This window comes from Janthinobacterium sp. GMG1 (assembly GCF_034427795.1).
Classification (GTDB): Bacteria; Pseudomonadota; Gammaproteobacteria; order Burkholderiales; family Burkholderiaceae_D; genus Janthinobacterium.
This window is the reverse complement of sequence record NZ_JAXQNT010000002.1, coordinates 723,659-747,761: the sequence shown is the minus strand read 5'-3', so window position 1 is coordinate 747,761 and position 24,103 is coordinate 723,659. Positions and strand designations below refer to the sequence as shown.

Annotated in this window: 22 protein-coding genes; 13 read left to right on the top strand and 9 right to left on the bottom strand. The window is 64.8% G+C overall.

What is annotated here, in order from left to right; all coding sequences use genetic code 11:
• The first annotated feature begins 22 nt into the window (after positions 1-22).
• The 3 genes from yegQ to gdhA all read left to right on the top strand — a co-directional run bounded on the left by yegQ (position 23) and on the right by gdhA (position 4,365).
• Positions 23-1,384: a tRNA 5-hydroxyuridine modification protein YegQ gene (gene yegQ, locus SJI03_RS08385; protein WP_099378593.1), complete on the top strand. Its 1,362-nt coding sequence runs from the start codon at positions 23-25 to the stop codon at positions 1,382-1,384.
• 183 nt (positions 1,385-1,567) lie between these two features.
• On the top strand, positions 1,568-2,815 hold the full coding sequence (locus tag SJI03_RS08380) for a DUF819 domain-containing protein (protein WP_322426802.1): 1,248 nt from the start codon (positions 1,568-1,570) through the stop codon (positions 2,813-2,815).
• Positions 2,816-3,021: 206 nt separating this feature from the next.
• Positions 3,022-4,365: an NADP-specific glutamate dehydrogenase gene (gdhA, locus tag SJI03_RS08375; RefSeq protein ID WP_322426801.1), complete on the top strand. Its 1,344-nt coding sequence runs from the start codon at positions 3,022-3,024 to the stop codon at positions 4,363-4,365.
• A 51-nt stretch (positions 4,366-4,416) separates the two neighbouring features.
• Here gdhA and SJI03_RS08370 read toward each other — a convergent pair whose 3' ends face one another.
• Entirely contained in the window at positions 4,417-4,974 is a 558-nt protein-coding gene (locus tag SJI03_RS08370) for a flavin reductase family protein (RefSeq protein ID WP_322426800.1), read from the bottom strand.
• A gap of 175 nt (positions 4,975-5,149) precedes the next feature.
• Between SJI03_RS08370 and SJI03_RS08365 the strand changes: the two genes are divergently transcribed.
• Both SJI03_RS08365 and SJI03_RS08360 read left to right on the top strand, forming a co-directional pair.
• Entirely contained in the window at positions 5,150-5,779 is a 630-nt protein-coding gene (locus SJI03_RS08365) for a head GIN domain-containing protein (RefSeq protein WP_322426799.1), read from the top strand.
• A gap of 42 nt (positions 5,780-5,821) precedes the next feature.
• The gene (locus tag SJI03_RS08360; protein ID WP_322426798.1) at positions 5,822-6,622 is read left to right on the top strand and encodes an enoyl-CoA hydratase; all 801 of its coding nucleotides are present in this window, start codon (positions 5,822-5,824) and stop codon (positions 6,620-6,622) included.
• 1 nt (position 6,623) lies between these two features.
• On the opposite strand, the gene SJI03_RS08355 is transcribed toward SJI03_RS08360, so the two are convergent.
• The 5 genes from SJI03_RS08355 to SJI03_RS08335 form a co-directional block, all read right to left on the bottom strand.
• On the bottom strand, positions 6,624-7,361 hold the full coding sequence (locus tag SJI03_RS08355) for an AIM24 family protein (protein ID WP_099378587.1): 738 nt from the start codon (positions 7,359-7,361) through the stop codon (positions 6,624-6,626).
• A gap of 3 nt (positions 7,362-7,364) precedes the next feature.
• On the bottom strand, positions 7,365-8,006 hold the full coding sequence (locus tag SJI03_RS08350; RefSeq protein WP_099378586.1) for an AIM24 family protein: 642 nt from the start codon (positions 8,004-8,006) through the stop codon (positions 7,365-7,367).
• 17 nt (positions 8,007-8,023) lie between these two features.
• A complete protein-coding gene (locus tag SJI03_RS08345) occupies positions 8,024-8,641 on the bottom strand; it encodes an AIM24 family protein (RefSeq protein ID WP_070217680.1) in 618 nt (205 codons plus the stop codon).
• 157 nt (positions 8,642-8,798) lie between these two features.
• Positions 8,799-11,963, bottom strand: a complete 3,165-nt coding sequence (locus tag SJI03_RS08340) for a S8 family serine peptidase (protein ID WP_322426797.1) — start codon at positions 11,961-11,963, stop codon at positions 8,799-8,801.
• Between the two features lies 1 nt (position 11,964).
• Entirely contained in the window at positions 11,965-12,780 is an 816-nt protein-coding gene (locus tag SJI03_RS08335; protein WP_199534414.1) for an NF038120 family PEP-CTERM protein, read from the bottom strand.
• A gap of 438 nt (positions 12,781-13,218) precedes the next feature.
• Between SJI03_RS08335 and SJI03_RS08330 the strand changes: the two genes are divergently transcribed.
• Both SJI03_RS08330 and SJI03_RS08325 read left to right on the top strand, forming a co-directional pair.
• Complete coding sequence (locus SJI03_RS08330) at positions 13,219-14,127, top strand: histidine kinase (RefSeq protein WP_322426796.1); 909 nt, start codon at positions 13,219-13,221, stop codon at positions 14,125-14,127.
• A gap of 8 nt (positions 14,128-14,135) precedes the next feature.
• A complete protein-coding gene (locus SJI03_RS08325; protein WP_322426795.1) occupies positions 14,136-14,783 on the top strand; it encodes a response regulator transcription factor in 648 nt (215 codons plus the stop codon).
• Here the strand turns inward: SJI03_RS08325 and SJI03_RS08320 are convergent.
• Together SJI03_RS08320 and SJI03_RS08315 are read right to left on the bottom strand one after the other, a co-directional pair.
• Positions 14,780-17,257 carry a TonB-dependent receptor gene (locus SJI03_RS08320; protein ID WP_322426794.1) on the bottom strand — a complete coding sequence of 826 codons (2,478 nt, stop codon included), beginning with the start codon at positions 17,255-17,257 and terminating at the stop codon, positions 14,780-14,782. The genes SJI03_RS08325 and SJI03_RS08320 overlap by 4 nt on opposite strands.
• Positions 17,258-17,348: 91 nt before the next feature.
• Entirely contained in the window at positions 17,349-17,810 is a 462-nt protein-coding gene (locus tag SJI03_RS08315) for an Lrp/AsnC family transcriptional regulator (RefSeq protein ID WP_034784295.1), read from the bottom strand.
• 99 nt (positions 17,811-17,909) lie between these two features.
• Between SJI03_RS08315 and ilvB the strand changes: the two genes are divergently transcribed.
• The gene (gene ilvB / locus SJI03_RS08310; RefSeq protein WP_322426792.1) at positions 17,910-19,658 is read left to right on the top strand and encodes a biosynthetic-type acetolactate synthase large subunit; all 1,749 of its coding nucleotides are present in this window, start codon (positions 17,910-17,912) and stop codon (positions 19,656-19,658) included.
• A 9-nt stretch (positions 19,659-19,667) separates the two neighbouring features.
• On the opposite strand, the gene SJI03_RS08305 is transcribed toward ilvB, so the two are convergent.
• A complete protein-coding gene (locus SJI03_RS08305) occupies positions 19,668-20,525 on the bottom strand; it encodes a helix-turn-helix domain-containing protein (RefSeq protein ID WP_322426791.1) in 858 nt (285 codons plus the stop codon).
• A gap of 113 nt (positions 20,526-20,638) precedes the next feature.
• Between SJI03_RS08305 and SJI03_RS08300 the strand changes: the two genes are divergently transcribed.
• The 5 genes from SJI03_RS08300 to bamE are packed head-to-tail and all read left to right on the top strand — an operon-like array spanning position 20,639 to position 24,073.
• The gene (locus SJI03_RS08300; protein ID WP_322426790.1) at positions 20,639-22,075 is read left to right on the top strand and encodes a cytochrome P450; all 1,437 of its coding nucleotides are present in this window, start codon (positions 20,639-20,641) and stop codon (positions 22,073-22,075) included.
• A 37-nt stretch (positions 22,076-22,112) separates the two neighbouring features.
• On the top strand, positions 22,113-22,574 hold the full coding sequence (locus tag SJI03_RS08295; protein ID WP_099378581.1) for a GNAT family N-acetyltransferase: 462 nt from the start codon (positions 22,113-22,115) through the stop codon (positions 22,572-22,574).
• Positions 22,571-22,930 carry a nucleotide pyrophosphohydrolase gene (locus SJI03_RS08290; RefSeq protein ID WP_322426789.1) on the top strand — a complete coding sequence of 120 codons (360 nt, stop codon included), beginning with the start codon at positions 22,571-22,573 and terminating at the stop codon, positions 22,928-22,930. Before SJI03_RS08295 ends, SJI03_RS08290 begins: the two co-directional genes overlap by 4 nt.
• Positions 22,931-22,979: 49 nt before the next feature.
• Positions 22,980-23,768, top strand: coding sequence for a hypothetical protein (locus SJI03_RS08285; RefSeq protein ID WP_322426788.1), 789 nt, complete (start codon positions 22,980-22,982; stop codon positions 23,766-23,768).
• Positions 23,765-24,073, top strand: a complete 309-nt coding sequence (bamE, locus tag SJI03_RS08280) for an outer membrane protein assembly factor BamE domain-containing protein (RefSeq protein WP_322426787.1) — start codon at positions 23,765-23,767, stop codon at positions 24,071-24,073. Before SJI03_RS08285 ends, bamE begins: the two co-directional genes overlap by 4 nt.
• Positions 24,074-24,103 lie beyond the last annotated feature (30 nt).

Here is a 24,103-nt window from a genome sequence, read left to right as displayed (position 1 = left end):
TCGCCGGCTTTGCCCCTCCTCCATGCGCCACGCTCCCGAACTCCTCCTGCCTGCCGGCTCCCTGGCCAAGATGCACGCCGCTTTCGATTTTGGCGCCGACGCCGTCTACGCGGGCCAGCCGCGCTACAGCTTGCGCGTGCGCAATAACGATTTTTCGACCTTGCAAGCCTTGCAGGAAGGAATTGATGGCGCGCATGCACGTGGCAAGCAATTCTTTGTCGCCAGCAATATCTTCGCCCACAACGCCAAGCTGAAAACCTATTTGCGCGACATGGAACCGGTGATCGCCATGCGCCCCGACGCGCTGATCATGGCCGACCCGGGCCTGATCATGATGGTGCGCGACAAGTGGCCGGAGATTCCCGTGCACCTGTCCGTGCAGGCGAACGCCGTCAACTGGGCCGACGTGAAGTTCTGGCACCGCATGGGCTTGACCCGTGTGATCTTGTCGCGCGAACTGTCGCTCGACGAGATCGAGGAAATCCGCCAGCGCTGCCCGGAAATGGAACTGGAAGTATTCGTCCACGGCGCCCTGTGCATCGCCTACTCGGGCCGCTGCCTGCTGTCCGGCTACTTCAACCACCGCGACCCGAATCAGGGCACGTGCACGAATTCCTGCCGCTGGGATTACAAGGTGAAAAATGCATCCGAAGACGCCAGCGGCGACCTGGGCGGCATGCAGGTGGTGCCGCTGGAATTCCATCAGGCGCTGGCCGAGGCCGACAATAACGCGTTTTCCGCCCTGCACCAGCAGCCGCGCCACCCGCTGGCCGACCAGCCATACCTAATAGAAGAAGCCCAGCGCCCGGGCCAGCTGATGCCCATCCTCGAAGACGAGCACGGCACCTACATCATGAATTCGAAGGACTTGCGCGCCGTCGAGCACATCGAGCGCCTGGTGAAAATCGGCGTCGATTCGCTGAAGGTCGAGGGCCGCACCAAGTCGCTGTACTACGCGGCGCGCACGGCGCAAGTCTACCGCCAAGCCATCGATGATGCCGTCGCGGGCCGCCCCTTCGACATCGGCCTGCTGGGCCAGCTGCAAGGCCTGGCCAACCGCGGCTACACGGACGGTTTCTATCAACGCCACCATACCCAGGCGCACCAGAACTACATGCGCGGCGCGTCCGAGGCCGACCGCAGCCAGTACGTGGGCGACGTGCTGGGCGTGACGGACGGCTGGGCCAGGGTGGACGTAAAAAACCGCTTCGCCGTCGGTGATCGCATCGAAGCCGTGCATCCGGGCGGCAATCGCGACTTCACCATTACACGCATGCTCAGCGACGACGGCCAAGAAATCCAGGTGGCGCCCGGCAGCGGCCACTTCGTGCGCATCGAACTCGACGGGGCCCTCGACAAGGCCTTGCTGGCCCGCTATTTGTAACCGCCAGTCTGGCGGCGGCATCGGCAAACCAGTCCGCAAGTGTTTGATTTGACAAGAAAAATTTCCGCTGGCATGGCCTAAAAAATTTGTTTAGGCTTCAACATTGCTATACGATACGGCCACCCGCGCCCGGGAGCCTGATCGGCACCCGGTGCGTCCCTGACACGTTCACCGGAATCCCCGATGCCACCTGCCACACCCGCCCTAATCACCAATGACGCCGTCGTCCTCGGCCTGCTCGCCATGACCCTGGGGGGCGTCTTCTGGACCGCCTCCCGCACGAACGGCTTCTGGAAAAAGTTTTATACGTATATCCCGTCCCTGCTGATGTGCTACCTGATCCCGGCGTTGCTCAACACCTTCGGCATCATCGACGGCAACGCTTCCGGCCTGTACGCCGTGGCGCGCGACTATCTGCTGCCCAGCGCGCTGGTCCTGCTGTGCGTGGCCATCGATTTCGGCGGCATCATCCGCCTCGGTCCCAAGGCCATCATCATGTTTCTCACAGGAACACTCGGCGTGATGCTGGGCGCCCTCGTCTCGTTCGAGGCGCTGCGTTTGATCCACCCCGAAACGGTGGCGGGCGACACCTGGCGCGGCATGACGACTGTCGCCGGCTCGTGGATAGGCGGCGGCGCCAACCAGGCGGCCATGAAGGAAGTGTTTGAAGTGGACGCCACCCTGTTCGGGCAGTTCGTCGCCGTCGACGTGCTGGTGGCCAACGTCTGGACGGCCGTGCTGCTGTTCCAGGCCGGCCGCGCGGGCGCCTTCGACCGCTGGACGGGCGCCGATCTGACGGCCATCAATGCGCTCAAGGACAGCATCGAAAGTTATCGGGCACAGCACGCGCGCGTCGCCACCCTGACTGACATCATGATCATCCTCGGCGTGGGCCTGGGCGTGACGGGCCTGTCGCACTTCCTGGCCGGCCCCATCATCAACTGGATCAACACCCTGCCGGCCACATGGCGCTTGCAGGATTACAGCCTGACGTCGAACTTCTTCTGGATCGTCGTGCTTGCCACCACCTTCGGCTTGCTGCTGAGCTTTACCCGGGCGCGCAGCCTGGAAGGCGCGGGCGCCTCGACCATCGGCTCGGCCATGCTGTACGTGCTGGTGGCCACCATCGGCATGCACATGGACTTGAAAGCCCTGCTCGACAAGCCATTTTTGTTCCTGCTGGGTCTGATCTGGATCGCCGTGCATGGCGGCCTGATGCTGCTCGTCGCCAAGCTGATCCGCGCCCCCCTGTTCTTCATGGCCGTGGGATCGCAAGCGAACATCGGCGGCGCCGCCTCGGCCCCCGTCATCGCCAGCGCCTTCCACCCGGCCCTGGCCCCCGTCGGCGTGCTGCTGGCCGTGCTCGGCTATGCGCTGGGCACCTACGGTGCCTACATCACCGGGCTGATCTTGCGCAGCATGGCGGGGTGACGCCTGTCCTGGCTTGACCAGGCGATCCGCAACGACAACGCCAGCCTTCGGGCTGGCGTTGTCGTTTACCACTCGCATCGGCCACAGAGTCCTCAAAACTCCCCACAATGTAGCAGAAACCCCTCAAAACCAAATTTCCGCACCATTTTTGTGCGAAATCTGCGATGATAGTTGCCCAAATAACCGATTACCTCCATGGAATTCTGATGAAATACGCATCTGCTCACGAGTATGTCCAGCATGTCGCCGCACGCAATCCAGGTCAACCCGAGTTTCTGCAAGCCGTCACCGAAGTCATGGAGAGCTTGTGGCCGTTCCTGGAACAGCACCCGAAATACGCGGAACAAGGCTTGCTGGAACGCTTGATCGAGCCGGAGCGCGTGGTGATGTTCCGCGTGTCGTGGGTCGATGACCATGGGCAAGTACAAGTCAATCGCGGCTACCGCATCCAGCACAGCATGGCCATCGGGCCGTACAAGGGCGGCATCCGCTTCCACCCTTCCGTCACCCTGTCGGTGCTGAAATTCCTCGCCTTCGAGCAAACGTTCAAGAATGCGCTGACCACGTTACCGATGGGCGGCGGCAAGGGCGGCGCCGATTTCGATCCGAAGGGCAAGAGCCCGGGTGAAGTGATGCGTTTCTGCCAAGCCTTCGTGAGTGAACTGTTCCGCCACGTGGGTTCGGACACGGACGTGCCGGCCGGCGACATCGGCGTGGGCGGGCGCGAAGTGGGCTATATGGCCGGCATGATGAAAAAACTCAGCAACCGCGCCGACTGCGTGTTCACCGGCAAGGGCGCCAGCTTCGGCGGCTCGCTGATGCGTCCGGAAGCGACGGGCTACGGCACCGTGTATTTCGCCGAAGAAATGCTGAAAACGCGGGGCCGCTCGTTCGAAGGCATGCGCGTCTCCGTTTCCGGTTCGGGCAACGTGGCGCAGTACGCGGTGGAAAAAGCTATGGCCATGGGCGCGAAAGTCATCACCGTCTCCGATTCCAGCGGCACCGTCATCGACGAGGACGGCTTCACGCCGGAAAAACTGGCCATCCTGATGGAGATCAAGAATCATTTGTATGGCCGGGTCAGCGATTACGCCGCGCGCACGGGCGTGCGCTTCGAAGCGGGCGTCTCGCCGTGGCATGTGCCGGTCGACATCGCCCTGCCCTGCGCCACGCAGAATGAACTGGACATCGCCGATGCCCGTCTTCTCATCGCCAATGGCGTGCAATGCGTGGCCGAAGGCGCCAACATGCCTACCACCATCGAGGCAGCCAAGGCCTTCGAAGCGGCGGGCGTGCTGTATGCGCCGGGCAAGGCCAGCAACGCGGGCGGCGTGGCCACGTCGGGCCTGGAAATGAGCCAGAACGCGGCCCGAATTTCCTGGCCCCGCGAGGAAGTCGACGCGCGTTTGCTGCAGATCATGCAAGGCATCCACGCGGCGTGCAAGCAATACGGCACGCGCGCCGATGGCACGGTCAGCTATGTGGATGGCGCCAATATCGCCGGCTTCGTAAAGGTCGCTGATGCGATGCTGGCGCAGGGGGTCATTTAAGACGACTCATTTGGGGTCAGACCCGGCGGGTCTGACCCCAGCAGTGTTCACCTACGACATTTCAGGCTTCATCAGACTCTTGCGGCTGATGGTCCGGCCCGACACCATGAACTCGCCATTCCCTCGGTAGTGCAGGGTTTCCGGCAGTTTTGGCGAGGTGGCCACATGGGCCTTCACGCACTCGAAAATGAAGAAGCCGCCCTTCGGGTTGCCCGCCACCTGCGCCAGCTTGCATTCGAAGTTGGCGTAGCACTCGGCGATCAGGGGCGCGCCCACCTGTTCGGCCGGCTGGGGCGTCAGGCCGAAGGCCGCAAACTTGTCCGTGTCTTCGCCGCTGCAGTTGCCGATGGCGACCACCTGGTCGACCATGTCGGCCGTGGGCAGGTTGATCACGCACTCCATGCTGCGCTTGATCATTTCATAGCTGTGGTTCGCGTCGGAAATGAAGCAACCCAGCAAGGATGGCGTAAATTCCATCAGCATGTGCCAGGCCATGGTCATGACGTCGCTTTCGCCCTGCCACGTTGAACTGACCAGCACCACCGGCCCCGGTTCAAGGAAGCGACGGATATCGGCGACGGGATAATCTTCTTTGTGATAATTTTTCATGCAGTCTCCAGGACGCGGTACGCCACAGCATAGCCCAACGGCGCCTTGCCGGGCGCGCGGCTGGCCGGCGGCGGCGTGTCATCCGGGCCGCGATTTGTGCCGTTCATCGCAAATTTCTCCCCAATGGAGATGTTGCACAATAGAATACACTGATCAACTACTCAAGGAAACCGCCATGCGCCCTCTGTTCCTGTTGTCAGTCCTGTCCCTCGCCTGCCTCTCCACCCTCGCGCATGCCGACGAGCAAACCCGTACGGTAGCCGCCTTCAACGCCATCGACATCCGCGGCCCCATCAGCATCGAAGTCGAATCGGGCAAGGAGCAGACCCTGCTGCTGCGCGGCGACCAGAAATTCCTCAGCGGCGTGATCACGGAAGTGGTCGATGGCGAGCTGAAAATTTCCATGAAGGACAAGGACATCAAGAAAACGGATGGCGACCCGCGCATCATCATCACCATGCCCACCTTGCGCAAGCTGATCGCGGAAGGCGCGGGCGAGAAGATATTGACCAAGCTCAATGGTCCAAGAGTCGACATCAGTTACAAGGGCGCGGGCCGCCTTGCCGCCGATGGTCAGGTCGACTGGCTGCGCCTGAAGGCGCAAGGCGTGGGCGAAGTCGATACGAAAGCCTTGCTGGCGAAAAACGTCGACGTCAATTTCGAAGGCATCGGTTCCGTCAAGGTGTATTCCTCGGGCGAACTGAACGCCGTCGTGCGCGGCATGGGCGAACTGACGTATTACGGCAAGCCGAAGATCGTGCACAAGTCGATCGCCGGCATCGGCAGCGTGAACGCCGCCAAATAAGATTTCCTAGAACAACAAGGCCATCAGGCCACTGGAGACCGCATGACCGCAACACATGACACGCAAGCACCGCTGGTGCTGCGCGAGGACGAGGGTGGCCTCGTCACCCTGCGCCTGAACCGTCCGCTGCAATTCAATGCCCTGTCCGAAGCCATGCTGGCGGCGCTGCAGGCTGAACTCGACCTCATCGCCGGGCAGCCGCACGTGCGCTGCGTGGTGCTGGCGGCCGAAGGCAAGGCCTTTTGCGCGGGCCACGATTTGCGCCAGATGCAAGCTACGCGCCAGCTTGCGTATTATCAAACCCTGTTCGCGCAATGTTCACGCGTGATGCAAGCCATTCAAACCTTGCCCGTGCCCGTGATTGCCCGCGTGCATGGCATCGCCACGGCGGCCGGCTGCCAGCTGGTCGCCAGCTGCGACCTGGCCGTGGCGGGCGCGTCCGCGCGCTTTGCCGTTTCCGGCATCAACGTGGGCCTGTTCTGCGCCACGCCATCGGTGGCCCTGTCGCGCAATGTATCGCCCAAGCGGGCCTTCGACATGCTGGTGACGGGCCGCTTCATCGACGCCGACACGGCCGCCGACTGGGGCCTGATCAACGAAACGGTGGCCGACACGGCGCTCGACGAAGCCGTGGCGCGCCTGGCGCAGCAGATCATGGCGAAAAGCCCGACGGCCATCCGCTACGGCAAGCAGATGTTCTACCGACAGCGCCAGCTGCCGCTGGACGAGGCATATGCGTATGCGGGCGACGTGATGGCGCGCAATATGATGGAAGAGGATGCAAACGAAGGCGTGAGCGCCTTCCTGGAAAAACGGCCGCCCAGCTGGGCGGCCGTCAAGTAGCTTAACGTTCCTGCTTCATCTGCTGCTGCACAGAAAGACTCAAGGTACCCAGGTCTTCCTTGCCCAGCAGCGGCAATTGCGCCAGCAGCTGCATCAGGGCGGAACTGCCCGTCACGTCCAGCTCGGATGACTGCACCAGCACCGTGCCGGCGCCCGTGAAGTCGATCTGCTTTTCCTCGCCCGACAGGGTAAAACCCGTGAGCGCACCGGCGGCCGAGGCCCAGCCCTGCACGTGGGCGTAATCGTAGTGATATGAAGGGCTGGGACAATCGGCCCAGCCCAGCACGGCCTGCTCGTCGACGCGGCACGGCAACTCGAGGAAATGCACGGGCCCGTTCGACGAGGCGATCACCTTACCCGTGCCTATCATGGTCAGATAACCGGGCAAGGTCGATTCCTGGCAAATCACATCCTTCGTAAAACCCAGCAGGTTTTTCGCGCGGATGGTCATGTTGGCGTTGTCCAGGTCGTAGCACGCCAGGTCGTTGCCGTTGTCGCCCAGGATCAATTGGCCCTGGCCTTGCGCCACGACAAAGTGGTGGATGTATTTCGGTGCATTGAAGGCGTTGCGCACGATCAGGTCGAGCACGCTGCTGCCCATGGCTTCGAAGCGCAGCTCGCCATAGAAGGCAATCATCTTGCCCTTGCGAATGAATATCTGTTCCTTGACGTCGATGACATACGAAAAACGGTTCAGGTTATCGTTCTTCGGCAAGGTATCGGGATTGTAAATCGTCATGGCTTACCTTTCGCTCGCTTGGATGTAGACCGTGCCCTGGCCCGTAAATTTCACCTGGTAGGATTCGCCGGACGCCTGGCCAACGAAAGTTTTCCAGTTCAGGTCCGTGACGATGGTCGAGCTCAGCTGCCCCGTGTGGCCGATATACGCTTGCGGGTCGACAAACACGGGCACGTCCGGCGTGACGGGCAAGCCGATGGCATTGCCGTCGGACAAAATCGCCACTTCGCCCGTGCCTTGCAAGGTGGTGGTAAACAGACCCTGGCCCGAAGCCATGCCGCGTACCACGCCCTGCACGCCGCCCTGGTTGCCGAGGAACATGGTGCCGGCCGTCAGGCGCGCATCGAAGGCCAGCAGGGAATCGCTTTCCACATAGAAAGTTTCGCCGCGCACGGGGACGATGGTGACGAACAGGCCGCCCTGCGCGTAAAACACGCTGCCGCTGCCACGCGCCGACATCATGGCGTAGCCTTCATTCGTGACGGCGCGCATGGCCAGGCTTTGCACGCCCTGGCCAGCCAGGAAGGAGCGGCTGAACGCCACGTCGCCCTGGTAGGACACCATGGCGCCCTTGCGCGCGAATACTTCTTCATTGCCGAGTTTGACCTCAAGCATCTTTTCATTGATTTGCTGATAGACAGGCATCGCGGGTCCTCGCTGACTTAACGTTCGGCGGGCTGGATGAACACCACGCCCTGGCCTGTGAATTTGTGCTGGTACGATTCGCCCGAGCTCTGGCCGATCATCGTGCGCCAGTTGACATCAAAAACGAATTCCTGGCGGATATCGCCCTTGAAGCCGACGAAGGCGTCCGGGTCCACGCGCAGCGGGTGCGCCGGCGTCACTTCCAGCATGATCAGGTTGCCGCGCGAAATGACGGCCAGGTTGCCATGGCCTTCGACGGTGGTGGAAAACAGGCCCTGGCCCGAGCTGGCGCCGCGCAGGCCGGCAAAGCTGGTGCCCGTCTTCAGGCTCGTGTCATAGGCCAGCAGGCTGCTGCTTTCGATGGTCAGCTTTTCGCCGGCCAGCGCCATGACGGTGATCTCGGCCGCATTCTGCGCGAAAAACACCGTGCCCGTGCCGGCGGCCTGCATCACCTGCATGCCTTCGTTGGTCACCTTGCGCTTGAGCGCGCCAAAGAGGCCCTCGCCGCCGAGCAGGGATTTTTCAAATTTGATGCTGCCCGTATAGGCGACCATGGCGCCGGCAATCGCCAGCACTTTTTCATCCTGCAGGCGTACTTCCAGCAGGCGGTCGGTATTGGTGCGGAAACTGGTCACGCGCGACTCCCCAAGAATGCCAGGGCACAAAGCCATGGCTATCCGACAAGATACCGTTGGCGTTACCGCCATGCAAGTGCTATTCCTCCCGAACGGGGGTGCGTGCATAAAAAAAGGCGTGCCCGGAGGCACGCCTTGCGTTCACGCAAAGAACAGTTTATTCAGCCAACACCGGCCTGGCGCCGCGCGCGTTCTGAAACAGCGGCACGGGATCATTGGTATTGACCTCGACCACCGTCACGCCTTGCACCACGCCAGCCACCTGGTAGCCGACGGCGCCCAGGTGGCGCTTGCCTTCGGCCAGGTTGGACCAGCTCAGCGAGACAGTCGCCGTGCCGCCCGTGTAGGCCGTGCCCGGCATCAGCGCCTTGAAGCCGCCATTCGACAAGCCCGGCGCCAGCACCCACGACGACAAGGTGTAGTCGGCCTGGCCGTTTTGCGGCGCAAAACCAATCACGCACACCTTGTAGGTGCCAGCGGCGGGCAGGCGCAGTTCCACTTGCTCATTGGAACTTTCATTGCCGCTGCTGCCGACCAGCACATTGGCGGCGTTGTAGACCTCCATGTCCATGTCGGTATTCGCGCCGCCCGTCGTTTCCGCATCGTAGGTGGCAAAGCGCGCCGCCAGGGTGCCGGCCGGTATCACCACGTTATGCACGTTCACACCCGTGGCGCCACCCGCCTTGCAGGCCGCCGATGCGGCAGCGCCCGTCGCCGCCTGGCCGATCGTGCGCGTTTGGCGCACGGCTTCGACGAGACCCGACTTGACGCCCACCAGCGCGCCCGTGAAGCCCGTGCCCAGGGTCAGCACCTTGCTGCCCGTGGCCGCTTCGCTGCTGACCAGCGGAATGGCGGCCAGCGAAGTGCCGCGCGCCGTCAGCGGGCTGCGCACCGTGTGCGTGCCATCCGTCCAGCTCAGCGCGCCGTAGGTCCAGGTATTGGCCGGCGCCGTGGTGCGCGTCAGCTTGACCTGGTACTGGCCCTTGGCCCCCGGCGCCAGGTTCAGGCTCGTTGGCGTCACCGCCACCGTGTAGCCGGGCAGGCTGGCCGAGACGTTGTAGACGGCGCTGCTGGCGCCCACGTTGGTCACCGTGCGCGTCAGCGTTTGCGTGCCCAGCACGTTGGCCGCCGTCAGCGATGCCAGGTTCAGGTTGTAGGCAGCGATGCCGCCGATGGCCTGGCACGTGGCGGCGCTGTAGACCTTCAGGTTCAGGCCGCACAGGAAGCGCGCATAGTCGATTTCCGACATGTCGTACACGAGGCCGGGATCGGCCGCACTGTTCGGCGCGATGTGGCCGGCGCCCTGGCCCCACGGCAGCTGGCCCGAGTTCTTCGCCGTGGCATCCCACGACACGGAACCGTTCAAGCCGTCCGAATAGGTGCTGAAGGCCGTCGTCATCAGCGCCGACTTGATGGCCGCGGGCGACCAGTCCGGATGCTGCTGCTTGAGCAATGCCGCCACGCCGGCCACGTGCGGGCTGGCCATCGAGGTGCCGGAATAGAAATCCCACTCGGCCGCCGGCGCCACGCCGCCTGCCGCCACGGCATCGCGCTGCGCCTGCGTCAGGTCGGCCGTCACGCCGGCCAGCACGTTGGTGCCGGGCGCCGACAGGTCCGGTTTCAGGATGTTCGCGTTGGCCACATTCGGCCCGCGCGAGGAACGGTCACTGACGATCGGCGCCTGCACCGTGGTGTCGGGGATGGTATGCACTTCACCCAGCGCCGCCGTGCCATCCGGCGTCGCCGCCAGAAAAGCCTTCAGCGCGTCGCCCTGCGCCTGCGCCAGGTGCACGGTCGACAGCACGTGCGCCTGGTTGATGACGGTGTTGGCGCCGCCCGCCACGTTGGCGATGATCACGCCCGCCGCGCCCGCCGTCCTGGCATTCGCGCTCTTGTTGACCAGCACGTTGCCGCCACGGTCGCACACGAGTATCTTGCCTGCCACTTTCGCCGGATCCAGATACGCCGAAGTGGCATCGGCCACGCCGAAGCAGCGCAGCAAATTGAGGTCCGTCGGCAGCACGCCGGCCAGGCCCGCGTCGCGCGACTGGATCAGCGGCAGGGCCGGTGTATTTGCATTGCTCGATGCGCCTTCCAGCTTGGTGCCATTGCTGAGAATGACGTTGGCCGCGTACAGGCGGTTGTGGGTGGAATTGGCGACCGTTGCCAGCCACGGGCTGATGTGCGACACGGGTGCCGGCACATCGGGTGCAGGCGTGGCAGGGCCGGAATTACCGCCCGACGTGGCGACAAACACGCCGGCTGCCGCCGCGCCCAGGAAGGCGACTTCCGTCGGTTCGTCGAAGGCGCCGCCGCCCGCGTTCGGGCCGATGGAGAAGTTGATGACGTTGACGCCATCCTTGACCGCCTGGTCGATGGCGGCCACGCTGTCGGCCGTGGCGCAACCGTTGCGCCCCGTCGATGCTGCCGTCCAGCACACTTTATAGGCGGCGATGCGGGCGCGCGGCGCCATGCCGGACGCCTTGCCCAGCGACACGCCGTTCGAGGTGGCCAGGGCGCCATTGTTGCCGCCGGCCGTGGACGCCGTATGCGTGCCATGGCCGCCATGCCCCGTCAGGCCGGCGACGGAATCGCGCGGCGACAAAAATTCCGTCCAGTGCAGCGCCGACGTGGCGGCGCGGTAGTAGCGCGCGCCGATCAGCTTGTTGTTGCAATTCTCGGCGGAAAATCCTTCACCCGTCTGGCAAGTGCCCTGCCAGCTGGCCGGTGGCGCGCCGTACACGACATTGTTGCCGTTGTGGCTGGGCACGCCGTTCTCGTCGAGGCGGTCGGCAAAGGCCGTGTTCTCGGGCCAGATGCCGCTGTCGACGATGCCGATGATGATGTCTTCACCGGCGTGCGCCTTGCCGCCCAGCTGCTCCCAGATGCCGCCCGGCTTGTCCAGGCCCAGGAAGCTGGGCGTGTAGCTGGTGTCGAGCTGCAGGATGGAGTCGGCGCTGATGCTGGCCACGCCGCTGTTTTTCTTCAGGGCCCGCACTTCATCGTCCGTCAGCAAGGCGGAAAAGCCGTTGAAGACGACGCTGTACTGGTGCGTGATTTCCGCCGCGCTGACGGTGCCGGCCACGGCGGCCTGTTTGGTGTCGAGGTAGCTCAAATAGGCCTGCACATCGGCGGCGCCCACGTTGATGCGCGCGCCCGGAGCCGGCTTGGTGGCGGCCAGGCCGTCGACCTGGCCCGTGTAGGTGGCGGCCGGCTTGTCGACCAGTTGCACGATGTAGGAGCGGCGTTCCTGCGCCTGCGCCGCTTGCGCCAGGCTGGCGGCCAGCAGGAGGATACCGAGTGAAACGGGACGTAATTTCATCTCACGCTCCTTGCACGGTGGCTGCGGCGAACTTGCCGCTGCGGCGGCGCGACAGCATGCCGATGGCGCCCAGGCCGACCAGCATCAGCATGTAGGTCGACGGTTCCGGCACGGCGCTGACATTGATATTGTCGAGCGCAAACTGGCCCTGATTAAAGGCGGGGAAATCGATGGAATTGCTGCACGCGCCCGTGTCATTGAAAATGCACGCATTGAAGGTCAGGCCCGTAAACGCGTAATTGCTGAAGCCGCCCAGCAGGGAAGCGCTCTGGAAAGAGTAATTGCCATCGCTGCCCTGGCCGGGAAACGCCAGCGAGGTGCTGATCACCTGGCCGTCGCTGAGGGTGCCGCTCAGCTGCAACTGGCCCCAATTCTGGTTCGGCAAGCCGGAGACAGGCGCGATGAAGGAATAATCGAAACCGGCCAGGGTGAATTCCTGGTGATCGGCACGCGCGAAATTCACGCCGCCATCATTGAGGATAGCCAGGTAATTGCCGGTGGCGCCCTGCGGGCAGGCGGCGATATCGCACGACGAACCCACACGGCCATCGAGGATGGCGCCCACGCCGCTGACGCCGCCGCCGGCCGCCGTGGTCGGATCGGCCAGGAACAGCAGGTTGTAGCTCGACGTATTGAGCGTCTGGCCGCTTTCATACACGTCGGGGCGCAAGTTGTCGAAGGTCAGGACACCGGCCATGGCCGGCGCAGTAGCCAGCACGGACAAGGTGGCCAGCGCGGCAAGGACGGTGGTGCGACCGCGGGTAGCGGGCGGATTGGCGGTGGCGGGCGATACCCGCGCATGTGATAAACGATTCATTCTATTCCCTTGATTGTTGTGGATAGATAGGTCGGCAGGTCTGACGCCCGCTTTCAGCTTTTTCACAAAAGTGTCAACAAATATAGCAAATCGCATAAAACAAATATCATATTTTTAATATCATTTATTTATTTTTTATCTAACTCCACGAAACTTTGTTTTGTTTTATCTATGAAAGCTTGAGGAATCTCAACGTTACATTTGAACAACAATTCCTCACACTGCAGACGCGTACTCCAGCGTGCCGGTCCGACTTCGGATAAGCTCGAAAACCGCGCCTGCCGCGTCGTCATCCCCGTTACATCGCGGTACACCTGTTCCATCCTGGAACACTTGCCTGCCCCCCTCTGCCCCGCCTGATCCACCCCCTGCCGCCCTTGCGCCGATGGCATGAAGCTTGCACAACAAGGACATCTACCGTGCTCAGGGAGCAGCATCATGGAACACCATCAACTTGGCGCCCAGGCAAGCGCGCGCTCCCGGCCGCGCCGGACTGTCCTGCTGTGCTGCGCGCTGGCGCTGGCTTTTTTCCTGCTGGCCGCCAGGCTGGACCTGACCGAACGGCTGACGCAAGCGCTCTGGCGCCAGGAGCACTGGCAACTCGATGAACTGATCCTGAGCCTGTTGCTGCTGGTGCTGGCGCTGGCCGGCTTTGCCGTGCGGCGCGGCCGCCAGGTGGCGCTGCTGCTGGCACAGAATCGCGCCCTCACGCAGCGCCTGCTGCGCGCGCAGGAAGAGGAGCGCTGCGCGCTGGCGCGCGAGCTGCACGATGAAGTGGGACAGGACTGCACGGCCATCCGCGCCGCCGCCAGCTACATCCTGCGCGCGCGCGAGGGCGACCAGGCGAACGTGCAGGCGTGCGCCGCCAGCATCGCCCGCTCGTCGGAAGCGCTGCACGCGATGGTGCGCACGATGTTGCGCCGGCTGCGCCCGCCCGTGCTCGACAGCCTGGGCCTGGCGCCGGCCCTGCAGGCGCTGTGCGACAGCTGGGCCCAGCAGCACGGCATCGCCTGCCATTTCGCGCCGCACGCCATCCCCGACGACCTCGACGACAGCACCGCCACCGCCATCTACCGCCTGGTGCAGGAAGGCTTGACGAACGTGGCGCGCCACGCGGGCGCCGACCAGGCCACGGTGGAATTGCGCGCCGATGCGCACGGCTTGCTGCACCTTGCCATCGAAGACAATGGCCGGGGTTTGCGCCCGGACAAGACGCCCGCAGATGGCTTCGGCATGCTGGGCATGCGCGAGCGCGTGGCCGGCCTGCGCGGCCATATCCGCTGGATCAGCGCGCTGGGCAACGGCTTGCGCATCGAAGTGGCCCTGGCGGCACGGTGCGCGGCATGAACGCGGCCATGACCCCGATCCGCGTGATGCTGGTGGACGACCATCCGGTGGTGCGCACGGGCTATCGGCGCCTGCTGGAACAGGGGGGCGATATCGCCGTCGTGGCCGAGGCGGGCAATGGCGAAACGGCGTATGGCTTGTACCAGGAGCACGCACCCGACGTCTGCGTGACGGATTTGTCCATGCCCGGCATCGGCGGCCTGGAATTGCTGCGCAAGCTGCTGGTCCGCGATGCCAGCGCCCGCGTGCTGGTGTTTACCATGCACGACACGCCGCAGCTGATCGCGCGCGCGTTTGACGGCGGCGCCTGCGGCTTCGTCAGCAAGCAGGCCGACCCGGAACACCTGGTCGACGCCGTGCGCGCCGCCCACGCGGGACGGCGCTACCTCGACCCGCACAGCGCGCCCGGCGTGCTGCAAGGCACGGCCCGCAGGGAAGCGGACCGGTTGAGCAGCCTGAGCCAGCGCGAATTCGAAATCTTCCGCCTGCTGGCCGAAGGCCGCAGCGCCGCCGACTGCGCCCGCCTGCTGCACCTGAGCAGCAAGACGGTGGCCAACCACCAGACCTGCATCCGGGAAAAGCTCGACGTGCCCGGCCCCGCCGCCCTCGTCCATCTGGCGCTGCGCAACGGGGTCATCGAGCATAGCCTGCCTTAAAACGCGTAGCGCAAACCCACATTCACGCTGCGCGGGGCACCGGCCGCATAGAAGGTCGCATTGACCATCGGATACGCGCCCCCCACGGCGGGCAGTGGCCTGGCGGAAAAATTGCCGTTGGCGTCGAAACCCGTGGCGCCCAGCTGGGCCGCCGTCGCATATTTGCGGTCGAACAGGTTATTCACCTGGGCAAACACGCTCAGTTGCGGTGTCAGCTGATATTTTCCATTGAGTTCAAAGATCGCGTAACCGCCGCTCTTGCCCGCGCCAAGGTACGACGCCCCGCCCGCCTGGTGCCGGTTGTTTTCATTGCCGCGTGCATACGCGCTGGAGACGGCCGTCATGGCCAGGCCCACCGTCCAGTCGCGTCCGCCCTGAACCTCCATGTGCGCCTTCAGGATATGGCTCGGTGTCAAAGGAATCCGGTTGCCCGGCGCGATGACGATATTGCCTTCCAGGCCAGGCGCGTCCGCATCGCTGCTGCTGTTGGCGCTGCCGTTGACGATTTCCCGGCTTTGATACGTCGCCTGCAGCCACGTGTAGTTGATGCCGAACTCCAGCGCGCCTGCCTTGCCGTCCAGCGCCAGTTCCACGCCCTGGTGGCGCGTCTTGCCGAAATTCTTGAAGTAGCCGAAACCGGCCTGGTTATCGGCCACAAACAGGATATCGTCGTGGTTTTCCGCGCGAAACACGCCCGCGCTCCAGCTGGCCACATTGGCAAGCCTGCCGCGCACGCCCGCTTCCCACGTCTTCGTCACCACCTGTTTTAACGGCGGGTCGCCGGCCATGGCGTTGGGCAGGCGGCAGGGGTTGTCCGGGTCGGCGCAGCCCAGTTCGATGGCCGTCGGCGTGCGGCTGCCTTCGTTGTAGCCGAGATAGGCGCTCACGCCCGCAGCCGGCGCATACGCCAGGCCGATGGCGGGATTGAAGCGGCTGAAGCGGTGGTCGCCATCGAGCGAACCGCTGCCGCCACCCGGCGTGAGGGCGTCGCGGTTACGCACCGTGCTGCGGTTGTAGCGGCCAGACACCGTCAAGGTCAACGCTTGATTGAACGCAATGCTGTCGCTCGCATACACGCTCCAGGTGCGCATGCGCCCGCTCAAGTCGACCCGGTTGTCCACTAGCGTGCCGTCGTCGTCGATTTCCGTGCCGTCGGCAAAGAAGTCGACTGGCGTGATGCTGCGGTCCGGGTTCAGATAGCCGAACTGGCTGGTCTGGCGGAAGGTGGCGTGACTCGTATCATAGGCGGCGCCGGCCGTGACGGCATGACGCGCGCCCGCCAGGTCGGCCAGCGCCGTGAACTGCCCCGAAAAGCCGTAGTTTTCCTGCTCGGTATGGCTGCGGTTGATCATGCCGTTGCATTTTTCGGCCGGTTCATCGTTCAACAGCACGTTGCCGATACAGCGCCACTTCGGGAACGGCGTATTGGACGCGTTTGCTCCGCTGGCGGGAATGCCCGTGTAGCCGGCCGCCGCCAAGGCCGCCCGTTCGGCCGCGCCGGGCTGGTAGATGGACTGGTCGAGCGACTCGTCGTTCAGGTCGCCATTGAAGGTATGCGTGTCGATCTTGCGGTAGTACACATTGCCGGACAAGAGCAAGGCAGCGCCGGCCTGGTGCTTGCCCGTCACGTTCAGCAGGGTCGACCTGTTTTCCGTCAAATCCGGCTTGGTGTAGACGCTGCGGTAGTCGCGCGCCAGCAGACGCTGTTCCTGCAAGCCGTTGCCCGTCAGCGCATTGTCCGCGTGGGCCATGGTGACGGCGATATCGGTGCGCGCATCGCTCCAGCCCAGCTTGCCAAACACCTGGCGCACGTCGGACGGGGAATCGTCGCGCCAGCCATCTTCCTTGAAACGGTTGCCCGTCACATACCAGTGCCAGCCTTGGGCATTGCTGCCGCCATGCTCGAACTCGACACCGCGACGTTGATCGGAACCCAGGCGCGCCTCGATGGCGGTGCCGGGACTGCTCCTGCCATCCTTGGTTTGCAGGGCCAGCGCGCCGCCCAGGGTGTTGAGGCCAAACAGGGGGTTCGAACCGGGCATCAGGGTCAGCGATTCGATCGCCATACGCGGGATCAAGTCCCAGCTGACGACATCGCCAAACGGCTGGTTCAGGCGCATGCCGTCCAGGTACACGGACAGGCCCTGCGGCGTGCCCAGCAGCGGCGACGCCGTATAGCCGCGGTAGCTGACGTCGGGCTGGAACGGATTGTTCTGCACTTCGTTCACGTAGACGCTGCCCAGGTTGCGGCGCAGAAAAGAGGATAAGTCGAGCGCGCCGCTGCGGGCAATCTGCTGCGCGCTGGCCGTCTGCACGGGCGCGGCCAGCGCATCGCGCGGCTGCTCCATGGTGGGCAGCGGCATGCTGCCCGTGATGATGACGGTGGGCAAGTCGCCCGATGCGGTCATCTCCGGTTCGGCAGCCTGCGCCTGGCACAGCGCCATGGCGGTGGCGGCGAATAAGGTCAGTTTCATGCGTATCCCCGATTTATAGTGGTTTTTATTGCGTCCAGTATCGGACAGCCACCATCAATGAACTAGGGAAAAACTCCCGCCGTGCGGGGAACTAACGTTGCAGGGGCAAGTAACTCTGTTTGAGCTGGCGCAAGACAAAGCTCGATTTGCTGTGGCGGATGCCGGGAATTTTATACAGGCGCTCGCGCAGCAGGCGTTCATAGTCGCGCGTATCGCTGACGGCGATGCGCAGGTAGTAATCGTAGTCGCCGGAGACAAGGAACGCTTCCAGCACTTCCGGGATCATGGCCAGCGCGTGGCCGAACTCGAACAGGGCCTGGTCGGAATGGTCGTCCAGCGTGACTTGCACGATGACGGTGTCGGCCAGGCCCACCTTGGCCGCGTTGACGTTCACCGTATAACCCTCGATGACGCCATCGTCTTCCATGCGCTTGATGCGGGCCCAGCATGGCGACGAGGTCAGGCCCACCTTGGCGCTCAGCTCGTGCAGGCTGATGCGGGCATCCTGCTGCAGGGCCGTCAGGATGGCGAGGTCGAATTTATCGAGCTTCATTTTGTCATATCCTTATTTCACAGTAAATTTTACTGAATATTGCATTCTATACGAGAAAACCAGCAGCCTTTTCTGCCGCATCAGGCAGAAAATAAGGCCATGAAACCCGATCCCGCTCCCCTCCTCGCTCCCGCCCACGATCTTGCGCCGCGCAACGGCGCCAGTACCCTGATCGACACCCTGCTGGCCCTGGGCGTCGACACCGTCTTCGGCTATCCGGGCGGCGCCGTGCTGCCCCTGTACGATGCGCTGCATGCGCAACCCCGCTTGCGCCACGTGCTGGTGCGCCACGAACAGGCAGCCGTGCACGCGGCCGAAGGCTATGCGCGCAGCACGGGACGGCCCGGCGTCGTCTTCGTCACGTCCGGCCCCGGCATGAGCAATACCACCACGGGCTTGCTCGACGCCCTGTGCGATTCGATACCCGTCATCTGCATCAGCGGCCAGGTGGCCACTACCAGCATCGGCACGAACGCCTTCCAGGAATGCGATGCGCTGGGCATTTCGCGCCCCGTCACCAAGTGGAACCGGCAAATCCGCACGGCCGAGGAAACGGCGGCCGTGGTGCACGAAGCATTTAAGCAAGCCACGCAAGGCCGGCCCGGTCCCGTGCTGATCGATTTCCCCAAGGATATGCAGCTGGCCCCCGTGACGGAACACACGCCGCTGCCGCCCGACACCACCACCGCCCTACCCCTGCCTTGCAGCACCGACCTGGAACGGGCCGCCAGCCTGATCGCCGGCGCGCGCCAGCCCGTGTTCTATGGCGGCGGAGGTCTCATCAATTCCGGCCTCGATGCCTGCGCCGCCTTCGGCCAACTGGTAAAACTGGCGGCCGCGCCGTGCACCTTGACCCTGCTGGGCCTGGGCGCCTTTCCCGCCGCGCACCCGGCCTTCCTCGGCATGCTGGGCATGCACGGCACCCTGGAAGCAAACCTGGCCATGCACCATGCGGATCTGATCGTCTGCGTCGGCGCCCGCTTCGACGACCGGGTGACGGGCCGGCTGGATGCCTTCTGCCCCGGTGCGAAAATCATCCACGTCGATATCGACCCGGCGTCGATCGGCAAGGTGGTGCGCGCCGACGTGGCCTTGCGCGGCGACTGCGCACCCGTGCTGGCGGCATTGCTGGAGCAGCTGCGCGGCCGCTTGCTGGCGGACCGCCAGCCGTGGTGGCAGCGCATCGATGGCTGGCGCGCGCAGGATTCGCTGGCCTTCGACGACACGCCGCAGGTGATCGCGCCGCAGGCGCTGATGCGACGGCTGCAGGCGGCGCTCGACGGCAAGGACGCCATCGTCTCCACCGACGTGGGCCAGCACCAGATGTGGGCGGCGCAGCACATGCGCTTCGAGCAGCCGCGCCGCTGGCTCACCTCGGGCGGCGCCGGCACCATGGGTTATGGCTTGCCGGCCGCCATCGGCGCGCAGATCGCCCATCCGGGCAAGCGCGTCGTGTGCGTCAGTGGCGACGCGTCGATCTTGATGAATATCCAGGAACTGGCCACGGCCGTGCAGCACCGCCTGCCCGTGAAAGTGGTGTTGTCGAACAATGGCTACATGGGCATGGTGCGCCAGTGGCAGGAACTGCACCACGGCGAGCGCTACAGCCACAGCTACACGGAAGCGCTGCCCGACTTCGTCGCCCTGGCGCGCGCCTTCGGCTGGCAGGCGCACACGGTGAGCCGGCGCGACGAGCTCGATGCGGCACTGGCGGCTTGCCTGGCGGCCGAAGGCCCGTACTTCCTCGACGTGCGCGTGCACGGCGCAGAAAACTGCTTCCCCATGATGGCGCCCGGCGCGGGGCACCATGAAGTGACCTTGCGCAAAGGCGTCGTTTACACCGAGTAAAAAACCCGTTTAACTCCACACCCGGTAGATCCAGTAACTTTCATCGTCGCGGATGGCGCGCGCCAGCTCGGTGGGGCTCAGCCCCGTGATTTCGCGCGTCTCTCGGCAAAAATGGGCCTGGTCGGCGTAACCGCCGCTGGCGGCGACGTCGGACCAGGACGCCGTGCCCTGCAGGATGGCGCCGCGCTCGTCGAGGAACAGCTGTTCCGCGCGGCGCATGCGACGCAAGGTGCGCATGGGCTGGCCGGCCCATGCCTTGATGCGGCGCTCGATATTGCGCGCGCTGCTGGCCAGGCCCGTCGATGCCGCCTGCACGCCCAGGCGGCGCACCCAGTCCTGCACGGCGCCGGCCGACACGTCGCTGCCCTTGCGCGCCAGCGCCCAGCGCGGCGCGAGAAAATCTTCCACCAGCCCGACGCGGACCGCGTCGTCGGGCGCGGCCAGCACGGCGTCCGACAGGGCCAGCCAGTCGGCATCGAACAACGCATCGAGCGGGCGAAACTGGTCCAGCAAGGCATCCATCGATACGCGCGTCAAGGCATGCAGGGCGGCCGGATACAACATCACGACAAACGAATGCACGGGGCCGGGGTTGTAGCTGACCAGCGGATACGAGCGGGGACCGCCGAACAGCGCGGTCGGCATGCGCACGTCCCGCAACGACAGGCCCGGCGCGGCCGCTTCCACGTCGCCCGCGACGGTCCAGATGATGCTGCACATGGGCGCGGCGGGAAAGCGGTTCAGGCGCTGCGCCGGTGGCAAGGGCGCGCAGCCCGTGGTATCGCGCACGAGGAAGGCGCGCACGCAGGAAGCGAGCGCGGTGCGCGGCGCGATCAGGCGGGTCAGGGGCGGTGGGGCGGCAGGCATGGCGACGATTGTACCGGCAATTTCCGGCCGCGCCCGATGTCGTATTCGTTCAAGACGCGGGCGCGCAAGCGCGCTACAGTGAGGTCATTGTCGCCATCCACCTGGAGTACGCCATGCCCCCGCTCGATCACGCCGCCGCACCCGCCACCGCCCTGCGCCAGATCCGTCACTTGCCTGGCCCCTTCGCCCTGCCCATCGTCGGCAACAGCCTGCAGATCAAGCTCCCGCGCATCCACCGCGACGTGGAAGCGTGGGTGCGGCGCTACGGCCCCTACCTGCGCGCCTGGTTCGGCCGCACGCTGGTGCTGGTGGTGGCCGACAGCGAGGCCGTCGGCGCCGTGCTGCGCGACCGGCCCGACGGTTTTCGCCGCCCCCTGAGCAGCTCCGTCGTGTCCGAGGAAATGGGCGGCATCCCCGGCCTGTTCCTGGCCGAGGGCACGGAATGGCGCAACCAGCGTCGCATGGTCATGGCCGGCATGGCGCCCGGCGCCATCAAGGCCTACTTCCCGGCGCTGGTGACGGTGGCGCAGCGCCTGCAGCGGCGCTGGCATCTTGCCGCTACGCAAGGCCAGGCGATCGACCTCGATGGCGACCTGAAACGCTACACGGTCGACATCATCGCCGGCCTGGCCTTCGGCACCGAGGTCAACACGCTGGAAGCGGGCGAAGACGTGATCCAGCGCCACATGGACGACATCCTGCCCGCCGTGGCGCGGCGCAGCCTGTCGATGTTCCCGTACTGGCGCTACGTCAAGCTGCCCGTCGACCGCCGGCTGGACCGCGACGTGGCGGCCCTTTCCGCCGCCGTGGCCGACCTGGTGCAGCACGCGCGCACGCGCATGGCGCGCGACCCGGCGCGCCGCGAGCGTCCGCCCAACCTGCTCGAAGCGATGATCGCCGCCGCCGACCTGAAAGGCAGCGGCGTGACCGACCGCAACGTGGCCGGCAATGTGCTGACCATGCTGCTGGCCGGTGAAGATACGACGGCCAACACGGTGTCCTGGATCATTTACCTGCTGCAACGCCATCCGCACACCCTGGCGCGGGCGCGCGAGGAAGTGCGGCGCCTGGCGCCCGACGTGGCCCATTTCACCATCGAGCAGATGGATAGCCTCGACTACCTGGGCGCCTGTGCCAGCGAAGCCATGCGCTTGAAACCGGTGGCGCCGTTCCTGCCCGTCGAGGCGCTGCGCGACACGGTGATCGGCGATATCGCCGTACCGGCCGGCACCCTCGTATGGTGCGTGATGCGCCACGACACGGTATCCGATGCGCACTTTCCCGACGCGCAAGCGTTCCAGCCCGAACGCTGGCTGGCCGAAAGCGGCGAGGCGAACAACAAGCGCGCCGCCATGCCCTTCGGCGCCGGCCTGCGCACGTGCCCGGGCCGCTACCTGGCCTTGTTGGAAATCAAGATCGCCATGGCCATGCTGCTGGGCAGCTTCGACATCGCCGGAGTCGACACGCCCGATGGCGGCGAGGCGCAGGAGCTGATGGGTTTTGTCATGTCGCCCATCGGCCTGAGCATGCGCCTGGCGCGGCCGCAGTGATACCATGGGGGGAATCTCAGTCAACGTGCTTTCCTCCATGCAAATTCATCTGGAATCACCACAGCAAGCCGACGTGCAAACCCTGATCGCCGAGCTTGATGCATATCAACAAACCCTGTATCCGGCCGAGTGCGTCTACTCGCTGGACCTGGCGTCCTTGCCGCCGGACACCCTGCTGTTCGCCGTCGCCCGCGATGCGGCAGGCGCGGCGCGGGCCTGCGGCGCCATCGTCGTCACGCCCGCATTCGGCGAGGTCAAGCGCATGTATGTGCACCCGGACAGCCGCGGCCTGGGCCTGGCCAAGCGCCTGCTGGCCTTGCTGGAAGAGCAGGCGCTGGCGCGCGGCTGCCGCTTGCTGACCCTGGAGACGGGCATCCACCAGCCGGAAGCGATCGCCCTGTACGCACGCCACGGCTACCAGCGGCGCGGACCGTACGGCGACTATCCCGACGATCCGTTCAGTGTCTTCATGGAAAAACCGCTGCAGGCGGCCGCATGAACGCGCCTGCCGACAGCCTGTTTGATATCCGTGCGCGCCTGCGCGCCTTTGCCGACGAACGCGACTGGGATCAGTTCCACACGCCGAAAAACCTGGCCATGGCCCTGTCCGTGGAAGTGGCGGAACTGGTGGAGCACTACCAGTGGCTACCCACGGGCGCGGATGCAGAACTCGACGATGCCAAACGCACGGGCATCCGCCACGAACTGGCCGACGTGCTGATGTATCTGGTGCGCCTGGCCGACAAGAGCGGCGTCGACCTGCACGCGGCCGCCCTGGAAAAGATGGAACTGAACGCACAGAAATACCCGGCGCAGCAGGTGCGTGGCGACGCGCGCAAATACAGCGAATACTGATGCCCCCAGCCGTGCGTGGCTGCCGCGCAAAAAGGCGTAGCATCAAGCCATGCGTACTCCTGTTTCCCTGCTGCTCGTTGGCTTGCTCCACGGCCCAGTTGCGCTGGCGCAAACCGCGCCCGTGCCGCAGGTGAAAGTGGACGCCACGCGCGGCCCCGTCGACAAATCCTACCGCAAGATGCTGCAGGGCGTGGACCGCTTCGAGCGCGACCATGCGCTGGCGCCGCAGGCGGTGCTGCGCTTTCGTTTGCTGCCACGCCAGCCCGGCGTGGACATGACGGGCGTGCAGCTGCGCATCGCCGGCGACACGGTCAGCATCCCCCTGCCCTTGGCCGAGGATAACAGCTTTGCCCCCGTGCGCCATGCGCAAGCGGCGCGCGAAGACGCCGTGCTGATCGCCAACCGCAAGGCCACCACCATGAGCTGGCGCGCGCAAGTGATCACGCCCGGCTTGCCGCCCGGAACGCGGCGCCTGGGCGACTTGCGCCTGGAATGCCGCGCCGGCATGGATTCGGGCCTGATCTCGAACGACCCGCAAATCATCGCCTGGCTGTCCAGCATGCTCTACAGCACGGACAAGGTGTGTTCCGAGCCGGACGGCAATTATCTGTTCTTTACGGACCGCCCCCTGTTCGGCGTGACCCTCGTGCATGGCGAACGCAGGGTTTCGCTACCCTTCACGATGCTGTACGCGGGCGGCGAGCAAACGCCCGCCTCGCTGCCCTACTGCGATTGCCAGGTCTTGCTTGACCGCACGTATTACGCGCCCTTGTGGGACGCGAGCTGGCCCGACGATACCCTGCTGGAATTTAGCTATATGGACGAGGTGGCGCCATGAAGTGGCTCAGTGTCTTGGCGCTGGCGCTGCTGGCCGCCTGCTCCGGCACGCGCGCCTTGCAGGCAAGCAAGAACGTGCCTTACGCTACGCTGGAACAGACGGTGCAATCGGGCAGCAGCACGCGCGAACAGGTGCGCGCCGCGCTGGGCGACAGCACCGCCATCCGTTTCGACAGCGGCAATGAAGTGTGGATGTACAGCTACCCGGCAGCCTCGGGCGCGCAGGGAGAATATGTGATTCTGTTTGGCGGGGATGGGGTGGTGAAGAAGGTGCGCAGCGGGGAAGTGTACCGGGTACAGAAGTAGCTCCCGCCAGCGTTGCGCTGGCGGGATGAT